Annotated in this window: 16 protein-coding genes and 1 pseudogene; all 17 read right to left on the bottom strand. The window is 39.1% G+C overall.

Annotation, left to right across the window (positions count from 1 at the left end):
• Positions 1 to 301: 301 nt before the first annotated feature.
• On the bottom strand, positions 302 to 1,858 hold the full coding sequence (locus BTO11_RS09065) for a flagellin N-terminal helical domain-containing protein (protein WP_105052305.1): 1,557 nt from the start codon (positions 1,856 to 1,858) through the stop codon (positions 302 to 304).
• Between the two features lie 431 nt (positions 1,859 to 2,289).
• Positions 2,290 to 3,846, bottom strand: coding sequence for a flagellin N-terminal helical domain-containing protein (locus BTO11_RS16675; RefSeq protein ID WP_105052304.1), 1,557 nt, complete (start codon positions 3,844 to 3,846; stop codon positions 2,290 to 2,292).
• A gap of 171 nt (positions 3,847 to 4,017) precedes the next feature.
• The gene (locus tag BTO11_RS16705; protein WP_425319646.1) at positions 4,018 to 4,398 is read right to left on the bottom strand and encodes a flagellin; all 381 of its coding nucleotides are present in this window, start codon (positions 4,396 to 4,398) and stop codon (positions 4,018 to 4,020) included.
• Positions 4,399 to 5,235: 837 nt separating this feature from the next.
• Positions 5,236 to 5,544: pseudogene (locus BTO11_RS16700) on the bottom strand (flagellin N-terminal helical domain-containing protein); the annotation flags it as partial.
• 409 nt (positions 5,545 to 5,953) lie between these two features.
• Positions 5,954 to 7,492 carry a flagellin gene (locus BTO11_RS09050; RefSeq protein WP_105052302.1) on the bottom strand — a complete coding sequence of 513 codons (1,539 nt, stop codon included), beginning with the start codon at positions 7,490 to 7,492 and terminating at the stop codon, positions 5,954 to 5,956.
• A gap of 327 nt (positions 7,493 to 7,819) precedes the next feature.
• Positions 7,820 to 9,331, bottom strand: a complete 1,512-nt coding sequence (gene flgL, locus BTO11_RS09045) for a flagellar hook-associated protein FlgL (RefSeq protein ID WP_105052301.1) — start codon at positions 9,329 to 9,331, stop codon at positions 7,820 to 7,822.
• Between the two features lie 10 nt (positions 9,332 to 9,341).
• Positions 9,342 to 11,354: a flagellar hook-associated protein FlgK gene (gene flgK / locus BTO11_RS09040; RefSeq protein WP_105052300.1), complete on the bottom strand. Its 2,013-nt coding sequence runs from the start codon at positions 11,352 to 11,354 to the stop codon at positions 9,342 to 9,344.
• Position 11,355: 1 nt separating this feature from the next.
• The gene (gene flgJ / locus BTO11_RS09035) at positions 11,356 to 12,450 is read right to left on the bottom strand and encodes a flagellar assembly peptidoglycan hydrolase FlgJ (protein WP_105052299.1); all 1,095 of its coding nucleotides are present in this window, start codon (positions 12,448 to 12,450) and stop codon (positions 11,356 to 11,358) included.
• 196 nt (positions 12,451 to 12,646) lie between these two features.
• Positions 12,647 to 13,057 (bottom strand): hypothetical protein, encoded by a 411-nt coding sequence (locus tag BTO11_RS09030; protein WP_105052298.1) that lies wholly within the window; start codon positions 13,055 to 13,057, stop codon positions 12,647 to 12,649.
• Between the two features lie 46 nt (positions 13,058 to 13,103).
• Entirely contained in the window at positions 13,104 to 14,198 is a 1,095-nt protein-coding gene (locus tag BTO11_RS09025) for a flagellar basal body P-ring protein FlgI (protein ID WP_105052297.1), read from the bottom strand.
• 9 nt (positions 14,199 to 14,207) lie between these two features.
• Entirely contained in the window at positions 14,208 to 14,930 is a 723-nt protein-coding gene (flgH, locus tag BTO11_RS09020) for a flagellar basal body L-ring protein FlgH (protein WP_105052296.1), read from the bottom strand.
• 18 nt (positions 14,931 to 14,948) lie between these two features.
• Positions 14,949 to 15,737: a flagellar basal-body rod protein FlgG gene (gene flgG / locus BTO11_RS09015; RefSeq protein WP_105052295.1), complete on the bottom strand. Its 789-nt coding sequence runs from the start codon at positions 15,735 to 15,737 to the stop codon at positions 14,949 to 14,951.
• A gap of 24 nt (positions 15,738 to 15,761) precedes the next feature.
• A complete protein-coding gene (flgF, locus tag BTO11_RS09010; RefSeq protein WP_105052294.1) occupies positions 15,762 to 16,529 on the bottom strand; it encodes a flagellar basal-body rod protein FlgF in 768 nt (255 codons plus the stop codon).
• A 184-nt stretch (positions 16,530 to 16,713) separates the two neighbouring features.
• Positions 16,714 to 17,154, bottom strand: a complete 441-nt coding sequence (locus BTO11_RS09005) for a DUF2802 domain-containing protein (RefSeq protein WP_105052293.1) — start codon at positions 17,152 to 17,154, stop codon at positions 16,714 to 16,716.
• 73 nt (positions 17,155 to 17,227) lie between these two features.
• Complete coding sequence (locus BTO11_RS09000) at positions 17,228 to 17,722, bottom strand: chemotaxis protein CheW (protein ID WP_105052292.1); 495 nt, start codon at positions 17,720 to 17,722, stop codon at positions 17,228 to 17,230.
• Between the two features lie 26 nt (positions 17,723 to 17,748).
• On the bottom strand, positions 17,749 to 18,603 hold the full coding sequence (locus BTO11_RS08995) for a chemotaxis protein CheW (protein WP_105053717.1): 855 nt from the start codon (positions 18,601 to 18,603) through the stop codon (positions 17,749 to 17,751).
• Positions 18,604 to 18,630: 27 nt separating this feature from the next.
• A complete protein-coding gene (locus BTO11_RS08990; protein ID WP_105052291.1) occupies positions 18,631 to 19,398 on the bottom strand; it encodes a ParA family protein in 768 nt (255 codons plus the stop codon).
• Positions 19,399 to 19,407: the final 9 nt, after the last annotated feature.

Raw genomic sequence — 19,407 nt, 5'->3', positions numbered from 1 at the left:
GAATTGGTGACCTAACCATTTTTTAGTGCTTAAATTTATTTAGCCAAATAGCAATATTACAAGTTAATAGCATTAAATATAATTTATGAGATTGTGTGAGAGATAACCTGGCATTTTTTAATATTGCGGGTATGAGTCGACAAAATGAAAGTTTGAGTTGTTAACTTCTCGAGTCTGGAACTGTATACAGCTGATTAAACTAAAAAACCACCGTCATTAACAATGACAGTGGTTTTATTTATAACGATTCACTTCGTATTAATAGCACCTAGTATTTACTAGGCTATTAATTTATCGCTTATTAACCTAGTAAGCTTAACGCTGCTTGAGGTAGTTGGTTAGCTTGCGCTAAGATTGATGTACCAGCTTGTTGTAAGATTTGATTCTTAGTCAACTCAGCTGTCTCAACGGTAAAGTCTGTATCACGAATTCGTGAACGCGCTGCCGATGAATTCTCAACAATTGAACTTAAGTTGTTCACTGTCGATTCCAAACGGTTTTGAGTCGCACCTAAAACTGAACGATTTTTATCAATCTTCGCTAACGCGCCATCTATTACCGCAATCGCATCTTGTGACCCTTGCGCTGAGGTTAAGTCAAGCGTATCAATACTTATCTCTGATGAACGTGTTTCTACACCAAGACCAGTATCAGTTGACGATGATTGTGACGAGAAAGATAACGTACTATCAAGCTGAATTGAACCACGAACTGCTACCGAGTCAGCTGCACCACCTGATGTTATAGTATTACTTGTCGCATCAGCTGTACCGTCATAATCTGCACCCGTTACATCAAATGCTGTCGCTGTACCTGCCGCAGATGCATCGTCATCTGTTAAATCAGAGATAATTATATTATCACCCGCTTCAGAAGTTAATACGATACCCGCTGTACCAGCAAGTGCTTCTGAGCTATATGATGCACCGATACCTGTTACAGACGCTTTCTCATTGATCTTTGCGATCATCGTTTGCATATCGTCATTCGCATCACCTGATGAGGTAAACGAAATAATTTCTGAAGATGTTCCGTTACTTAATGTAAAGCTTACGTTATCCGCTGTACCGTTAGCAGCATCAACTTCACCACCAACAAAGCCTGTGATCATTGCGGTGGTTTTAGCGTCGGCTTTTACACCTGTTGTATTAAATTCAGCATTGATTTTAGCCGCCATTTCAGCAGAACTATCGTCATCACTAAACTGAACCGTTGCTTCATTTACACCAGAGATAGTCATGGTATCCGCAGCAGCTGTATTAAGTAATGCTTCAGCGGCAGTGGCATCAGCAGCCCCTGCTGTAGACACACCCATTAATGTACCCGCATCTAAGTTAGCACGTGCACTACCTAAATCATCCGTTTGCGCTGAGTTGATTGATAAACCAATTGTTTGGTTTGCATCAGCACCTACTTGGAATTGTTGGTTACCAAACGTACCATCTAATAGTTGTTGGCCACCGAATGTTGTTGTATCTGCGATTCTGTTTAATTCAGCTTTAAGCTGAGTTACTTCTTCGTTTAGGGCTTTTCTATCAACCGTTGTATTCGTGGCATTCGCTGATTGAACAGACAAATCACGCATACGTTGTAGGATAGTTGTTGATTCTTGTAATGCACCCTCAGCGGTTTGAGCCATTGAAGTACCATCGTTGGCATTTCGAACAGCAACGTTCAAGCCATTGATTTGAGAAGTTAATCGATTTGAAATTTGCAGACCAGCAGCGTCATCTTTTGCACTATTGATACGTAAGCCTGAAGCCAAACGTTGCATTGATGTCGACAAACCGCTCGATGAACCAGATAGTTTATTTTGAGCATTTATCGATGATGGATTTGAATTTACTGTTAAAGCCATGATATTTCCCTAGTCCGCAATTTGCAGTTGAATTATTCTTCAGTTACTAGATGTATCGGCACTTTATTTCCGTACTTTAATAAAATTTAGCTTTTTATTACAAATAATTGCCCACAAGCGGCAAACTTATGTCATCGCCATTGATACCATGCTTGAGAACGTTCAATTAACTTGCAAAATGAATCGCTACACTTATATAGCGCTACATTATATTTAAGAAGTTGTGTAAGGGATAACCTGGCATTTTTTAATATTGCGGGTATGAGTCGACAAAATGAAAGTTTGAGTTGTTAACTTCTCGAGTCTGGAACTGTATACAGCTGATTAAACTAAAAAACCACCGTCATTAACAATGACAGTGGTTTTATTTATAACAATTCACTTTGTATTAATAGCACCTAGTATTTACTAGGCTATTAATTTATCGCTTATTAACCTAATAAGCTTAACGCTGCTTGAGGTAATTGGTTAGCTTGCGCTAAAATTGATGTACCTGCTTGTTGTAAGATTTGATTCTTAGTCAACTCAGCTGTCTCAACCGTAAAGTCTGTATCACGAATTCGTGAACGCGCTGCCGATGAGTTCTCAACAATTGAACTTAAGTTGTTCACTGTCGATTCCAAACGGTTTTGCGTCGCACCTAAAACTGAACGGTTTTTGTCAATCTTCGCTAACGCGCCATCTATTACCGCAATCGCATCTTGTGACCCTTGCGCTGAGGTTAAGTCAAGCGTATCAATACTTATCTCTGATGAACGTGTTTCTACACCAATACCAGTCTCAGCCGACGATGATTGTGACGAGAAAGATAAAGTACTATCAAGCTGAATTGAACCACGAACCGCTACCGAGTCGGCAGTACCACCAGATGTTACTGCATTACTTGTCGCATCTGCTGTACCGTCATAATCAGCACCCGTTACATTAAATGAGGTGGCAGTACCAGCAGCTGATGCATCGTCATCTGTTAAATCAGAAATAATTATATTATCACCCGATTCAGAAGTTAATACGATACCCGCTGTACCAGCAAGTGCTTCTGAGCTATATGATGCACCGATACCTGTTACAGACGCTTTCTCATTGATCTTTGCGATCATCGTTTGCATATCGTCATTCGCATCACCTGATGAGGTAAACGAAATAATTTCTGAAGATGTGCCATTACTCAAGGTAAAACTTACGTTATCCGCTGTACCGTTAGCAGCATCAACTTCACCACCAACAAACGCTGTGATCATTGCTGTTGTTTTAGCATCGGCTTTTACACCTGTAGTGTTAAATTCAGCATTGATTTTAGCCGCCATTTCAGCTGAGCTATCATCATTACTAAACTGAACCGTTGCTTCGTTTACACCAGAGATAGTCATGGTATCAGCTAATGTTGTATTAAGTAATGCTTCAGCGGCAGTGGCATCAGCAGCCCCTGCTGTAGACACACCCATTAATGTACCCGCATCTAAGTTAGCACGTGCACTACCTAAATCATCCGTTTGTGCTGAGTTGATTGATAAACCAATTGTTTGGTTTGCATCAGCACCTACTTGGAATTGTTGGTTACCAAACGTACCATCTAATAGTTGTTGGCCACCGAATGTCGTTGTATCTGCGATTCTGTTTAATTCAGCTTTAAGCTGAGTTACTTCTTCGTTTAGGGCTTTTCTATCAACCGTTGTATTCGTGGCATTCGCTGATTGAACAGACAAGTCACGCATACGCTGTAGGATAGTCGTTGATTCTTGTAATGCACCCTCAGCCGTTTGAGCCATTGAAGTACCATCGTTGGCATTTCGAACAGCAACGTTCAAGCCATTGATTTGTGAAGTTAATCGATTTGAAATTTGCAGACCAGCAGCGTCATCTTTTGCACTATTGATACGTAAGCCTGAAGCTAAACGTTGCATTGATGTTGATAAACCACTAGAAGAGCCAGATAGTTTATTTTGAGCATTTATCGATGATGGATTTGAATTTACTGTTAAAGCCATGTTATTCCCCTAGTCCGCAATTTGCAGTTGAATTATTCTTCAGTTACTAGGTGTATCGGCGTTTTATTTTACTCCTTTAATTAAATTTCACTTTTTTTACAAAAAATTGCCGAGAGGCGGATTTTTACTGCCACCTCTCAAGCAATAGATTAACTATTTTTATTTAATCTATTAGCCACCTAGTAGGCTTAATGCGGCTTGTGGCAATTGGTTAGCCTGTGCAAGTATTGTTGTACCAGCTTGTTGTAGAATTTGATTACGAGTTAACTCGGCAGTTTCTGCCGCAAAATCCGTATCTCGGATCCTTGAACGAGCTGCAGAAGTACTTTCAGAAACAGATGACAAGTTATTAATTGTAGACTCTAATCTGTTTTGAACCGCACCTAATGACGCACGGTTACGGTCTATTTTAGCTAACGCACCATCAATTAAACTAATTGCAGATTGAGCGCCCTCTACTGATGTTAAATCAATCGTATCTATCGAAATTTCAGCAGCACGACTCGCTACGGTTCCAGACGATAGAATTGCATCACTCAACTCACTCGTCATACCAAATGCAACTGTACTATCTAATTGAATTTGACCACGAACAGCGATAGAGTCAGCATTAACATTGGTAGAATCGAGCGTTGCAGCCGGAGGAATAAAATTATTATCATTATAATCTCTACCTATTACATCAAATGTAGCACCATTACCTGACGCTGAACCATCATCATCTGTAAAACCTGAAATGATAATATCCGTCCCAGATTCTGAAAGTAAACTTACAGCAGGTCCGCTTCCGGTAGTATCTCCAGTAGAGTTAAACGTTGCACCTATACCAGTTTTTGACGCCACTTCATTAATTTTATTTACTAATATTTGCATATCATCCGTTACTACACCTGTTGATGTAAACGAAATTACCGTGCTTGCCGTTGATGCTTTAGTTTCATCGCCATTGGAAAAATCAAAACTAATACTGTCGCCGGCATCAAAGTTCTGAAAATCTTCTAATACAGTGGTAGTCCTAGCGTCTGCTTTTACACCGGTAGTATTAAATACGGTATTTATTTTTGCGGCCATTGCTGCGGCGCTATCCGACTGGCCAATAGCTACGGTTGCTGAATTAACACCGTCAATTAATAAGTTTTCAGATGCAGTACCTAGATCGAGTCCGGTAATAGAATCTGCTGCGTTAGCTTGAGCTCCTGAAGTTGCCCCCATTTGAGTACCATTGAGTGATAATCGAGCGCCACCTAAGTCATCTGTTTGCGCTGAATTGAAAGATACACCTATGGTTTCATTAGCTTGAGCACCAACCTGGAATTGTTGATTACCGAATGTACCGTCTATTAATTTTGAACCACCAAACGTTGTAGTGTCAGCGATACGGTTTAATTCAGATTTTAACTGAACAACCTCTTCTTGGATCGCATTACGGTCTATTGTTGAGTTGGTTGCATTGGCAGCCTGAATAGATAAATCTCGCATACGTTGTAGTATGTTAGTTGACTCTTGTAATGCACCCTCAGCGGTTTGTGCCATGGAAATACCATCATTGGCATTTCTTATTGCAACAGTCAAACCGTTGATTTGTGAAGTTAGACGATTGGAAATTTGCAAACCTGCTGCATCATCTTTTGCACTATTTATGCGAAGACCAGAAGCCAAACGTTCCATTGAAGTTGCAAGGTCGTTTGAAGACCCCATTAAATTACGTTGGCCATTAATTGACGCAACGTTAGTATTTACAAATAACGCCATCACACTCTCCTGTTTGGTATGATTTCTAAAATCATGAAATCGAGCACTGACTCTTAAAAGGTCCAGGCAGTACTTTAATTCGCTTACCTAACACTGATACAAGTAATGTGCCATAACAGATACAACTAGAAATATGAAGGCTAATCCCTTTAAAAACAAAAGGTTAATGATTTGTAAATTAAATTGGAAGAGGTTTTTTTTATTAATTCACTCGGTTACTATTGCGTAAATTAAACAACGGCAACTTTCCGTCAAACACGGCAACGTGTTTACGGTTTAATAACAAAAAAGCCCTGTATAAACAGGGCTTTCATTTGAGAAAACAATATTAATTTTTGGCGTTTCCGCCTTTGCGTTATTGTTGGAGAAGCGACAACGCAGATTGTGGTAATTGATTTGCTTGAGCCAAAATTGAAGTACCAGCCTGTTGAAGGATCTGATTACGAGTCAATTCTGCTGTTTCTGCAGCAAAGTCAGTGTCACGAATACGAGCCCTTGCACCGGATGAATTTTCAACAATGTTAGCTAAGTTATTAACTGTTGATTCCAAGCGATTTTGAACTGCACCCAATGACGCTCTGTTTTTATCAATTTTACTTAATGCACCGTCAATGATAGCGATGGCATCTTGTGCACCGATAGCCGTTGTAATATCAATAGTGTCTATAGATATCTCTACCGCTTGAGCTAGTTCATTAGCTGCAACTAAACCAGTTAAATCACTGTTCGCTGTGTTTGAGTTAACATTAAACAGAATGGTACTGTCCATTTGTACCTGACCCATTACTGTAACTTCCAAATCACCAGCGGCCACATCTAGAGTGACAGGAGCGCCAACATCTTGGTCATCTGCATACGAACGACCTTGAATGGTGATTTTTGCATCAGCACCACCAGAATCAGCCCACTCAGTAATGCCAATATTGTCACCCGCTTCTGATGTCAAAATAACAGCATTAGTTGCGGCATCATAAACTGCACCTATGCCTAATGAGGCTGCATTTTCATTTACTTTATTGACCATAATTTGCATATCGTCTTCTACTACACCAGTAGCCGTAAATGATATGGTTTCGGTTGTGCCGCCATTTGATAAACTAAAACTAATACCATCTCCAGCAGCTGCAAGGTCGAAGTCACTCAAGCGTAATGCAGTTTTTGCATCCGCATTAACACCTGTAGTGTTAAATATCGAATTAATTTTTGACGATATATCTGCTGCAGAGTCATCTTGAGCAAGAGTAACCTGGCCGGTATTGATACCGTCTATCGTTAACATCTCTGACGCATTTGCCAGCGGGTGGCTATTGGCAGCAACAGCTGAACCTAAAGAGGTCGCAGCAGATGTGGCAAGATTTGTCCCACCCATGCTGTAACGCGCACTACCTAAGTCATCAATTTGTGCTGAATTTATAGATATTGCTATAGTTTCGTTTGCTTGCGAGCCAACTTGGAATTGTTGAACACCAAACGAACCATCTAGTAATTTTTGTCCACCGAATGTCGTTGTATTGGCAATTCGGTCTAACTCATTATTAAGTTGAGTCATTTCTTCTTGCAGTGACTTTCTATCTACCGTTGAGTTTGTAGCATTCGCCGATTGGATAGATAAATCACGCATACGCTGTAAGATATTTGTCGATTCTTGCATCGCGCCTTCAGCAGTCTGAGCCATAGAAATGCCATCATTAGCATTTCGCATAGCCACACCAAGACCATTGATCTGAGATGTAAGTCGATTAGAAATTTGCAGACCAGCTGCATCATCTTTTGCGCTGTTAATTCTAAGACCAGACGCTAGTCGAGTCATTGAAGTTTCAAGGGCGCTTGTTGAGCCCATTAAGTTACGTTGCCCGTTAATTGACGCAACGTTAGTATTTACAAATAGTGCCATTGTTTTCTCCTTAGAACATTCTTAGCAAATAAAGCTAAAGTTCTTTCTCCAGTAAACGAATTGCATCTTGCGTGCCAACTTAATAGTCAAATACTTTTCTAATTAAAAAAACTTAACATCTTGAATAAAAACTAATGTTTTAAAGGGGTTTAGAGTGCAACCGCAAGTGTGGGGGTGTGCTATGACCTTATGTAATAATGAAAAACTATAATTTTAGGACGTATATTTTATCGGCAATAAAGGGAGGTGCGGCGGCAAATTGACGCCAGTGTTGAAAGTAGAGTTCTGTATTTACAACAAAACTCTACTTAGTATAGAGATGTTTGATTATATATAATTAAATAAAGACAAACCCTGCACTTTAGCAAAGCTCTGTTGTGAAGCGGTTAACCCAGTAGTTGACATTTCTAAATTAGAAACAGCTTCATACACATCAATTTCTTCAACATTTGCTAATGCACCTGTGGTTATTTCTTGAAAACGATATTGCGCATCCATTTCAAGTTCCACAGCATTTAAACGAGCACCCATTAATGAACGTGTACTATCTACGTTTGTGAACCCAGCTTTTAATTCTGTCAACAGTGAGCCTATTAACTCAGCTCTAAGTTGAGAGTCAGGTCTATCTACATGAAAAGTATCACCTGCAGCCGGCGTTCCGCCGATTTCAAATTCAATACCTCTAAAACTAATTTCATTATCTGCCGTATAATCACTTGGTCCTTCGACCAATGAACCAGCACTGTCGTACACTTCATACAGACCACCGGCCAAAATATTTACCGTATAATCATCAAACTCATGTTCCTCTGAAGGATTAACGATATTACCGCCGGTAATGGTTGCCGTAGAAGGATTAGCGGCATTGGATGCCGCATTATAATTAGTACTGTTGTATGCCATAACATCAACAGCTTGTTGCATTACCCACATTACAGTTGTGTCAGAAGATGTTTCAAATTCAAATGAATCACCAACAACAGGTACTGGATTATCTAGTGTTGAAAATTCAATACCATTAAATTGTACTTTATCACCAGGGGTAATATCTAAAAAATCACCTTTATTTGGCTCAATAGGCACAGGTGTGCCACCACTATCTAAAACTTCAACTCGAATTTGTCCTGCGCCCGCACCTGCAATAAAGTTAACAGTATAAGGCGTTAAATGAGTCGAGTTTTCAAATTCCGCAGGGCGTGTAACTAAACCTACAGAAATGGATGAGTCTGAAACATTAGCGGGATTAGCCGTGGGTATAAATGTAGAGTGTTCAGAAGGTGCATTCTCTAGGAATAAACTAGCAGGGTCATTTATTTTAACCTGAAAACCTGCTGCTATAAGAACTTCTCGCTGACCATCATCGCCTTGATATTGACGATAACCAAATTCATCCGTTTCATACGTTTGCGTACTTGTTTGGAATCCTGAAAATACATAATCGCCATTGGCATTTTTTGTATTGGCAAGCGCATCAAATTGTTGCAATCGTTGTTCTAACTCTTCTCCAATTGCATCTAAACTACTTGCATCCATGGTACCGTTAATAGATTCCAGCATTAACTCTTCAATTTTCCAAATAACATCTGTCATGCTAGCAACCGCTGTTTCACTGGTTAAATTAAAACGTTCTGCGGCCTCTTGCGAGTCTATATAGCGACTAGAAACCTCAAGTTCATTACTTAAGCGTATAATAGTGTTGGCACCCGTAGGATCATCTGATGGTAAAATTATTTGTTTACCCGTTGCTAATTCGGTTTGAGCACGGTCTAAATTACTTTGTCTTAATTGTAGTTGTGCCAAACTTCTAGCGAAAGAGTTAGCAGTTGCGATTCTAGTCATCTACTTATCCTTACCCTGCAGCTGCAAGTAATGTGTCAAATATTTCTCTAGCTACCGTAATTATACGGGCCGAGGCTGCGTAAGATTGCTGATATTCAATTAAGCTTGCGGCTTCCTCATCGAGATTAACACCACTTACTCCAGCTAAACGTTGCTCGGAACTAGATAATAAGGTACTAAATGAGTCGGTTGAGATTTGTCTACTGCTTGTCTCAACACCAATAATCGTAATTAATTCTGCATAGGACTCTGAGAAACTGTTTGTGCCGCCATCCATAACTCTTTCAGATTGCAGTGACAACATAGCTAAGATATTGGTGTTATCGCCAGGACCAAATGCTTTAGTTTCATCTATACCTGGGTTATCCGCATGAGTAATAGTAAAGATTTCTCCACCTGCTAACGTGCCTTCAAGTTCAAATCGAAAGCCTGTGACAGGATCATCAATAATTTGATCGTCTGTTATATCTAATGGACCACTAATTAAAGCGCCAGCAGAGTCAAAAACTTGATAACTTGTACCCGTTGCGTCTATTTCAATACTTATGGAGTCATCAGGTAACGGTCCTGGAACCGTAGTTGAATTACCCGTTATTTCATATAAATTAAAACTAACGTTATTAGTATTGTTCGCATCGGTAATTGCTAAAGGATTATCAGCTACAGCGACTTTATCTGGGTCGGTAAGAATACCTTCAATGTTATTAGCACCAAAGTACGTTGGCCTAACTTTAAATGAATCACCCGCAGTCAAATTGTTTGTATCAATAGCCATCGCAATACCCGTATCACCAACAATTAATTGTTGGCCGGCAGACATGGCGGCAATATCAGTCGCATCAAACTGTTGAACTAAATTTCCATCTTGATCAAATACGTCTAAATTAGTACCGTCATATTCCATCTCAAATTCTTCAGATGAGAGTTGTTCGGTATTACGGATATATATTTCAAAGGTAGAGACATTTGTATTCTTAGAGGAGTTTAACGTTCTTTCCAATACATCTTGACCGTCGTTAATATCTAGAAATATATTCTCACCAGCATCACCATTTAGGTCTCGGCCTAGACTTTGCTGTCTATTAAACACATCAGCCATTGCTATCGATAATTTCCCCAACTCATTAATGGTTGGTATGACTACATTATCTCGAGTATCAATTAACCCAGTTAGTGAGCCTCCAACTAAATTATTAGTGATGATTGATTTGTTTGCGACACCCGTGTTAACAGATATTCCAATTTCTATTAATTGAGGGTCGTATTCATTTGGTACGGTTGATAAAGGAATAGAAGTATCATTAGTAACGAGAGTAACCCCTGTACCTATACTTACATTAACCGTACCGTCACCTACATCCACAACATTAACTTGAACTATTTCACTTAAGTCCTTTAGCAATAAATCGCGCTTATCTAATAAATCATTTGGTAGAAAGCCATTTGGGGAGGTTGCGGTTTCAACTTGTATTTTCGAATTTAAAACAGCAAGTTCTTCGGTGATCATATTAATTTGTGCGACAGACGTTTCAATCTGATCATTAATCCCACCAAGCTGCTGAATAGCAACTTCTTCGTATAGACTGTTAAATCGGTTACCCAAAGTTTCTGCTTGAGAAATTAACACGTTACGAGCCGATATTAGCGTTGGCTCTTCTACTATCCCATTAATGCCATCGAGCATGGAGGCAAACGTTACGGTTATGCCCGTATCTGCATCGGCTAATAAGCTATCTATTCTTGAGGAGTTAATCAGACTGGTATTACTATATTCATATTGTGATGAATTGAATAAAACTTCTTCAAAGTTGTATTCATTAAAAATTCTTTCAATCGCAGAAATTGCGGTACCGTTACCTTGTAAGGTAGTTTTAAATGCAGTACCTACTGTGGAGACAGTCTCAACTCGTTGACGGCTGTATCCCTCAGTATCGACATTGGAAATATTATTACTGGCAATCGATAAACGATATTGCGCAGCAGCTAATCCAGTTATACCTGAATTTAACATCCCACTAGACATATTATTCCCCTACCATATTGTTTTTTGACTGAGTAACTTTGCCAACAACATCTTTAAATGTGCTGCTATTTAATATACCAATGATTTTATCTGCATAATTTGGATCCGTGGCATACCCTGCTTTTTGTAGTTCTTGCAAAAATTGTTCCGGCTTAGCGGTATTATCTAATGCTTCGTCGTATCTAGAGTTACTCTTCAAGAAGTTCACAAAATCATCAAATGCTTCAGAGAAGTTGCTATAGACCCTAAATGGTTCTGTTTTTCTAACCGCAATGCCTTTTTCAAATTCTAGTGTTGACTGTGCCGCTTTTTCCCCATCCCAGTCTCGGTGTGCTTTAACATTGAAAAGGTTAAAGCTAGACTCGCCATCTTTATCTTTAATGATGTGCTGTCCCCAACCAGTTTCAAGTGCAGACTGGGCAATAATAACCGCAGGATTAACACCGATTTTAGCCGCCGCTTTTTTGGCAAATTGCCATAAAGAGCCAACAAATTCGTCTGGTGAATCAAAGTTAACCACGGCTTTCTGTAGTTTTTGTTGAGAATTAGCAAGATTTGCATCGGCGGCAGTTGGTTTCTCGGCACCAATAGCTGAAAAGCTTTTATCTATGACGCTATTAAAGTCACCCAGTATAGAGTTTGACTGAGTTGTTGGTTTAGCGATTGGATTAATTATAGAATTACTTGGGATTACCGTGTCTTGAGGTTTTTCGTCATTATAAAAAGCTTGTCGACTCATGCCGCCATCATTTCTTAACGTGCTTGCCGCTTTATAATTATCAGTGTCATTGCTGAGCTGTTTAACAATAATATCAGCAAGCCCCATGCTGCCATTTACGGCCATGTCAGTGGAAAGCTGTTGGTCATACATATCACGGAAGAACTTAGTGGTATTTGAGTTCATAGGGTTGTCTTGCTCAAATCCCTCATTGGCTTTACGCATCGATTTTAACATCATGCCAATAAAGATAGATTCAAAGTGAGCCGCCGCTTTTTTTAGCGCTTCTTTACTTTCAGGATCTTTTGTCGCCTGAGCTTTTAACTCCTGCAATCCAGTTAGATCAAGATGGTTATTTATATTGCCGATTTTACTCATTTGACAAACTTTTGACTTCCCAATAATCGTTAATGGGTATATATCAAAAACTAAGCCAATATTTTAATATGTTGAATTTATTAGAGATAATTTTTTAGATGGGATTTATAACTATTACGCAGTAGGAGTGACAAATGAACTCCACTGATGAAAGTTGCCTATATTAGACAACTTCATCAGAAGGGATCACACTAGATTAGTGAAGCAATTTAAAATATTTGCTTAGCTCATCTTTTAATTCGCCAGTAATGTCTCCAATTAGACATACACGAGCGTTGTTTGGAACACGTGTGAATATTTCTTCAATTTGATCAGAAATATTACCATTTGATTTATTGATTTCATCAGCAAAATATTCAAACTCAACTTCTGTTTTAATATTTGTCATTGCTTCAAAAGCACCTAAACCAATTGGAGTGAATTGAATTTGATTATCTTCAATTACACCACCAGATAGACAACAAAATATCATCTTATCGCCAAATGCAACTTCATAAACATGATATTGCACTGCTTGATTAACATCCATTTCTAACATGGCTAAAACGGCCATATTAGTATCTTGGTTCGCTGTTACGTTTGTAACCAGTGTGTTTGCAAAATTCATAACTATTCCCCTTTTGTTTCTAGTTATTTATTACTATTTATAGGTGTTAAATAACAATCAATTGACCGTCAATAGCACCCACTTGTTTTAAAGCTTCTAAAATTGCCATTAAATCCCCTGGAGCTGCTCCAACCTGATTGATTGCTCGGACAAGATCATCCAAACTCACACCTGGGTCAAAAACAAACGCTCTAGTGTCATCTCGAGCAACATCAATAATGGTTTGATTGGTGACAACCGTTTCACCATTAGTTAATGGTTCTGGTTGATCAACTTGTTGATTCTCGGCAATGGTTACCGTTAAGTTGCCATGGGTTATTGCCGCAGCCCTTAACCGTACATTTTTACCTATTACTATGGTGCCAGTACGAGAGTTAACTATGATCTTGGCTGAAGTGTCAGCTGGTTGAAATTCTAGGTTTTCTAGTTCGGACAAATATGAGACTCGTTGCGATATATCCCGCGGCGCTAATACTCTTATTGACGCAGCATCCATTGCATTTGCCGTATTTGCACCTAACAAGTTATTTATCGTATCCGATAATCTTTTTGCAGAAGTAAAGTCTGGCTCATTTAAGTTAAATGTTATGTAATCACCGTTACCAAACGGAGTAGGAACACTTCGTTCTACCGACGCCCCATTGGGGATTCGGCCAACGGTTGGTGTATTAATTACAACCTGAGAACCATCTAAGCCTTCAACACCTAAGCCGCCGACAACCAATGAACCTTGTCCAATTGCGTAGACATTGCCATCAGCACCTTTTAAGAAAGTCTGTAATAAAGTGCCACCACGTAAACTTCCCGCACTACCTACTGATGACACGGTAATATCGATGGTTTGCCCTGGTTTGGAAAATGCGGGTAACTCAGCATGTACCACAACCGCAGCAACGTTCTTGATTTTCGGTTTTAAACCGCTTTCTAATTGAATGCCAAAGTTTGCTAGCATGGCTTTAAAGCTTTGCTCGGTATAACGAGTCGACTCCCCCGTTCCAGGCAAGCCAACAACTAAACCATAACCAACTAATTGGTTAGAGCGGATCCCTTGCACCATAGCCACATCTTTAATACGAACCGATTGTGCTATTGGTGAAAAAATCAGTGTTATTGAACATAAAATTAATATTATTTTTTTCATTTCATATTCCTAAAACGGCCACATTGAACTCATAAAGAAACCAGATAACCATCCTGTTTCCTGAGTTTCAGCTAGTGAGCCTTTACCACTGTAAGAAATACGAGCATTCGCTACTCGTGTCGATTCCACAGTGTTGTCTGATGCAATATCTTCAGACCTAACTATGCCGGTAAGTCTTATGAACTCTTGTCCGGTATTAAGTGTTAACCACTTTTCGCCACGGATTATCAAGTTTCCGTTTGGTAACACTCTTAAAACATGCACCGTAATTTCGCCATCTAAACTATTGCTTTGATTTGATTTAGCATCACCTTTAAAGCTACCGTCGGACTCAATGCCTAGTTGCAGGGTATTGCCACCGATAGTCGGCGCTAAACCGTTTAAGCCAACCAATGGCGATAAACTAGCATCCGTTTCTTTACTCGTTTCAGTTTTTGCTGTTTTTGAGGCTTGCGTATTTTCCATTAACAATACGGTAATAATATCTCCAACACGTCTTGCTTTAGTGTCAGAATACAAACCATTTGACCAACCGGTGTGATATAAGCTGCCTGTTGAAACAACATCTTCTGTCGGTATTTCAGGCATGATTGGTGCAAAAAACGGGTCTTCTTTTTCAACGTCATGATTCACCGCACAAGCGGATAAAATAGCTGACATAGAGACGGCCGTTATAAAACGGCCAAACTTGTTAGCCGAACTAAGATTTAATTGTTGAAAAAATTTATCCATGATCATTACCTTACTCAATTAAAGCTGCTGAGTGATAAAGCTAAGCATTTCGTCAACCGTTGAAATAACCTTGGAGTTCATTTCGTAAACTCGTTGGCTTTCAATCATGTTAACTAACTCTTCAGTCACGTTTACATTAGATGTTTCTAACGCACCCTGAACAATAAGACCTAAACCATTTACACCTGGATTACCCTGATTTGGCGCACCACTTACACCTGTTTCGGTATATAAGTTTTGACCAATAGGTTCTAAACCAGATGGATTAATAAAGTCTGAAATGGTTAACTGACCAATAACAACGCCTTCACCTTGACCTGCAATTTGAACTGATATCTCACCTTCTTGAGAGATGGTTACCGATTGTGCATCTTCAGGGATATTGACCTCAGGCTGTAATGGGAAACCAGCACCTGATGTCACTAAACGTCCGTTTTCATCAATAGAGAACTGGCCGTTTCGACTGTATGCAATAGTGCCATCGGGACGCTGGATTTCGAAAAACCCGTCACCTTGGATCATGAAATCTAGGCTATTGTCCGTGGTAGTCATGTTACCTTGAGAAAAGTTTTTCTGGGTGGCAACGACTTTTGTACCAGCACCTAGCATTAAACCATTTGGCATCTCAGTATCTTGAGAAGAACGTCCACCAGGTTGGTTAATATTTTGGTATAACAGGTCTTCGAATATAGCTCGGCTTTTCTTAAAACCGACCGTACTCGCATTCGCTAAGTTATTTGAAATAACAGCAATATCTGTTTGTTGGGCATCTAAACCCGTTTTACTTATCCACAATGCCGGATGCATAGTCGCCTCCTAGTTAATTAATTTTTATACAACTCGTAATAATTGTTCTTGGGTTTTATCTATTTCTTCAGCCTTAGCCATCATTTTCACTTGTAGTTCATACTGACGTTGATGCGATATCATTTGCACCATTTCATCAACTGGATTTACGTTACTCATTTCTAGAGCTCCACTGACGATTCGCACATTTGGTGACGCTTCACAGAAACCACATAGCTCATTTGATAAAATTGCTTCTTTAGAACGGAAAAGACCATCATTACCTTTAGTTAAGGCTCCATCTGATGGTGGTTCTATTAATTTGATACGGTCAACCACTTCTAGAAAATTAGCCGGAGCACCTTGAGGTCTCACGGTTATAGTTCCGTCAGGTCCTATTTCAATTTTTTCTATTGGTAAAGGGATTATAATTGGGCCGCCTTCGCCTAAAATAGGCGTCCCTTTGGCTGTTGTTAGCATGCCATCCTGGTTAATTTGCAAATTACCTTCGCGGGTATAAGCTTCTTCACCTTGATCGTCTTGTACCGCTAACCAACCATGACCTGTGACAGCGATATCTAAATCACGGCCAGTAGTAGAGATTGAACCATTGTCCATTTTTGAACCGGGGCGCTCTTCCATTGCAAAAACTCGAGTAGGATGCCCTTCCCCGAACGCTTGCATTGAACGTTGTTGCTCGAAGTCAGATCTAAATCCGACGGTGCGAGCATTAGCCAAATTATTAGCATTCATTGATATGCCAACTAGGTTTTGCTTAGCCCCAGACATGGATACATATAACAACTTGTCCATTGGTGTCCCCTGTCAATATTTCGACATGATTATTACTATTGTTTTGGGATTGCACTAAACGTGCCAAAGGAAGTAGTTAGTTTTTTATCTGACTATATAAAGGGGGGTATTTAAGCGAGAAGCTTAATGGTTTATTAAGTGAATATGTATTGCGGATAAATATGAGGTTTGTTATGTCATTAATTTACTGGGATTTATACAGTGATATTAAAAGTTCGGCTTCTGCCCTAGGTATTTCACATTCAGCAACAAGCTCATTTATATCAGCCCCCATCTCAATCATTTTTTTGGCACGGCCATATAACTTTTGTTCAGTAGATTCAGAATTGATCTCAGATTGTACAAGCTGAACCACGCTGGCAACTTCTTCAATTCGCTTCTCTAAGTTTTCCAAAGGTGAAAAACAGGTTGTTAAATTTCGACTTAACTCTGAGATTTGTTGCTGCTGTCTATTAGTAATATTTTCATAAACCGACACTTGTTCATTAAGAGCATCAATCTTTACTTTTAATAAATCTAAGTTAGTTTGTTTATCTGCCAATCTTCGTGAAATTTGGTTAAATGCTAAAATACAAATCACGGTAAGACATAAGATTATGATGCTGTTAATTGCAGGCCAGTACATGTTAAAACCATAGAATAAATTACATTAATTAAAAAAGGCAGCTAACGCTGCCTCATTCGATAAAATCTGATTATTATAAATCGGATATTTCATCCCACTCATCATCAGACATTAATTTATTTAAGTCTACTAAAATTAATAATTCACCACTACGATGACTAACACCTTGAATAAATTTAGCACTTTCTTCAGTACCAACATTTGGTGCACTATCAATTTCAGATGATTTTAAATAAACCACTTCCGCTACGCTATCAACCATTATGCCAATAACTTGCTTTTCTGATTCGATAATAACGATACGTGAGTTATCACTTACATCACCAGGCATTAAACCGAATCGTGCACGAGTATCAATAACCGTGACAACATTACCACGTAGGTTAATAATACCTAATACATAATCTGGTGCACCCGGAACAGGAGCAATCTCGCTGTAACGTAATACTTCTTGTACTTGCATAACGTTTATACCGTAGGTTTCTTCCTCTAGCTTAAACGTTACCCATTGCAATACTTCATCATTGCCATCGGCTACATGATTTACTGGGGCTCTTTCTTCACTCATCTGAGCAACTCCTAATTAAAAACCTACTATTCTTGTCTAGCATTGACACCTTGTTCAAGCATGGCAATTAAATCGCTTACATGCAACAAAGCACACATTTTTTCTTTAATAGTACCTAATAACCAAGGTCTTTTTCCTTGCCCATTACGCCATTTTACTGAATCAGGGTGAACCATTTCGGTTTCAACTAACCTTTCAGCGGTTAGTCCCCAATCACTATCACCTAAGGTTATTAGGTATTTGTAATCTATTGATGATGCTTTTTCTGCATCAAACTTCTCAGGCATAACCCATAATGCAGAATCAACTACATTTAGTTTTTTCTCACGGTTTAACATGACGCCTTTGAACCATTTAGGTTTACCAAATAAGCTATTTATCTCAGTTAAATTATGAATACCGCCTAATTCCTGCAATGGAACAGCAAGTACCAGACCGGCAACTTCAAAAAATAACGCTTGAAACGGTTTATCTGGAAACACTTCTTGAGCGGCAACTTCTGGTTGCTTTTCAATAACGGGCTCTATTTTGCTTTCAACTTTTACTTCAGTAACTACTAAATCGACAGTTTTTGTATCTTCTTTAACATTTTTTTGCAGTTCTTGTTTAGCGTCGACTTGTTGTAATAACTTTTCAACCGAATTTGGTTCAGGCAACCTTGTCTCAGGCTCCTCTTTATACTCTTTGAACTTAGTCACTGTAGAGGTTATTGGTCTTAATTGAGAATGCGTTTTTATAGGAACTAATTCTTCTTTTTGCTGACTGTAACTTGGCTCTACTTTATTCAATTCTTGCTTTTGTTGGGTCGAGTCTGTACTTGAACCAACTGCATAGTCCGCTTCATCTTCTTCATTTAATAGTTGGCCTAAATAGTCCAACATTATTTTTTCACTTGCGAACATCAACTATCACTCTGATTTTAATTTTTTCAATAATTCTGAGTATGCAAAGGTTCCACGCGCCCCTTTTGCATAGACAGGCAATGGTAATTTTTCCATACTTGCCGTTCTAAATTTGGTATCGATAGGAATAACACCTTCCCATACCTTATCGCCGTAAGTTTCTCGTAACTCTCGGTAAGCTGCAATAGATGCCGTAGTTCTTTTGTCATACATAGTAGGAATAACACAAATATCATACGACTTGGTTTGTGATGTATTCATTAGCTCCATAGTACGATACATACGTTCTAAGCCTTTTAGCGCCATACACTCAGTTTGTACCGGTATTAATACTTTATCGCAAGCGGCCAAAGCATTGACCATTAACACACCTAATACTGGCGGACAATCAATCAGGACGTAATCATACTCACTAGCAAATTTTGCCAATGCTTTTTTAACAATTAAGCCCATACCTGATTTTTTACTTAAAACACCATCTAATGTGGCCATCGCCATTGTGGCTGGTAAAATACTTAGGTTTTCTACTGGCGTTTCCCAAACACATTTTTTCCAATCAGCTTCAGTCATACTGTCTGATTGAGTAAATACGTCATAAACTCCATGCTGAAGCTCTTCAGAGTCAATACCAAAGTAATAAGTTAACGATGCATGAGGGTCGGTATCAAGCATTAATACCTTATGCCCCTGTAAAGCCAAAATAGCACCTAAGGTAACTACGGTTGTAGTTTTCCCGACACCGCCTTTTTGGTTTGCTATTGTCCAGATCTTCAACTTATCCAC

Source organism: Psychrosphaera saromensis, from assembly GCF_002954545.1.
GTDB lineage: Bacteria > Pseudomonadota > Gammaproteobacteria > Enterobacterales > Alteromonadaceae > Psychrosphaera > Psychrosphaera saromensis.
The sequence above is the reverse complement of the archived record's forward strand: the minus strand, read 5'-3'. Positions and strand labels throughout refer to the sequence as shown.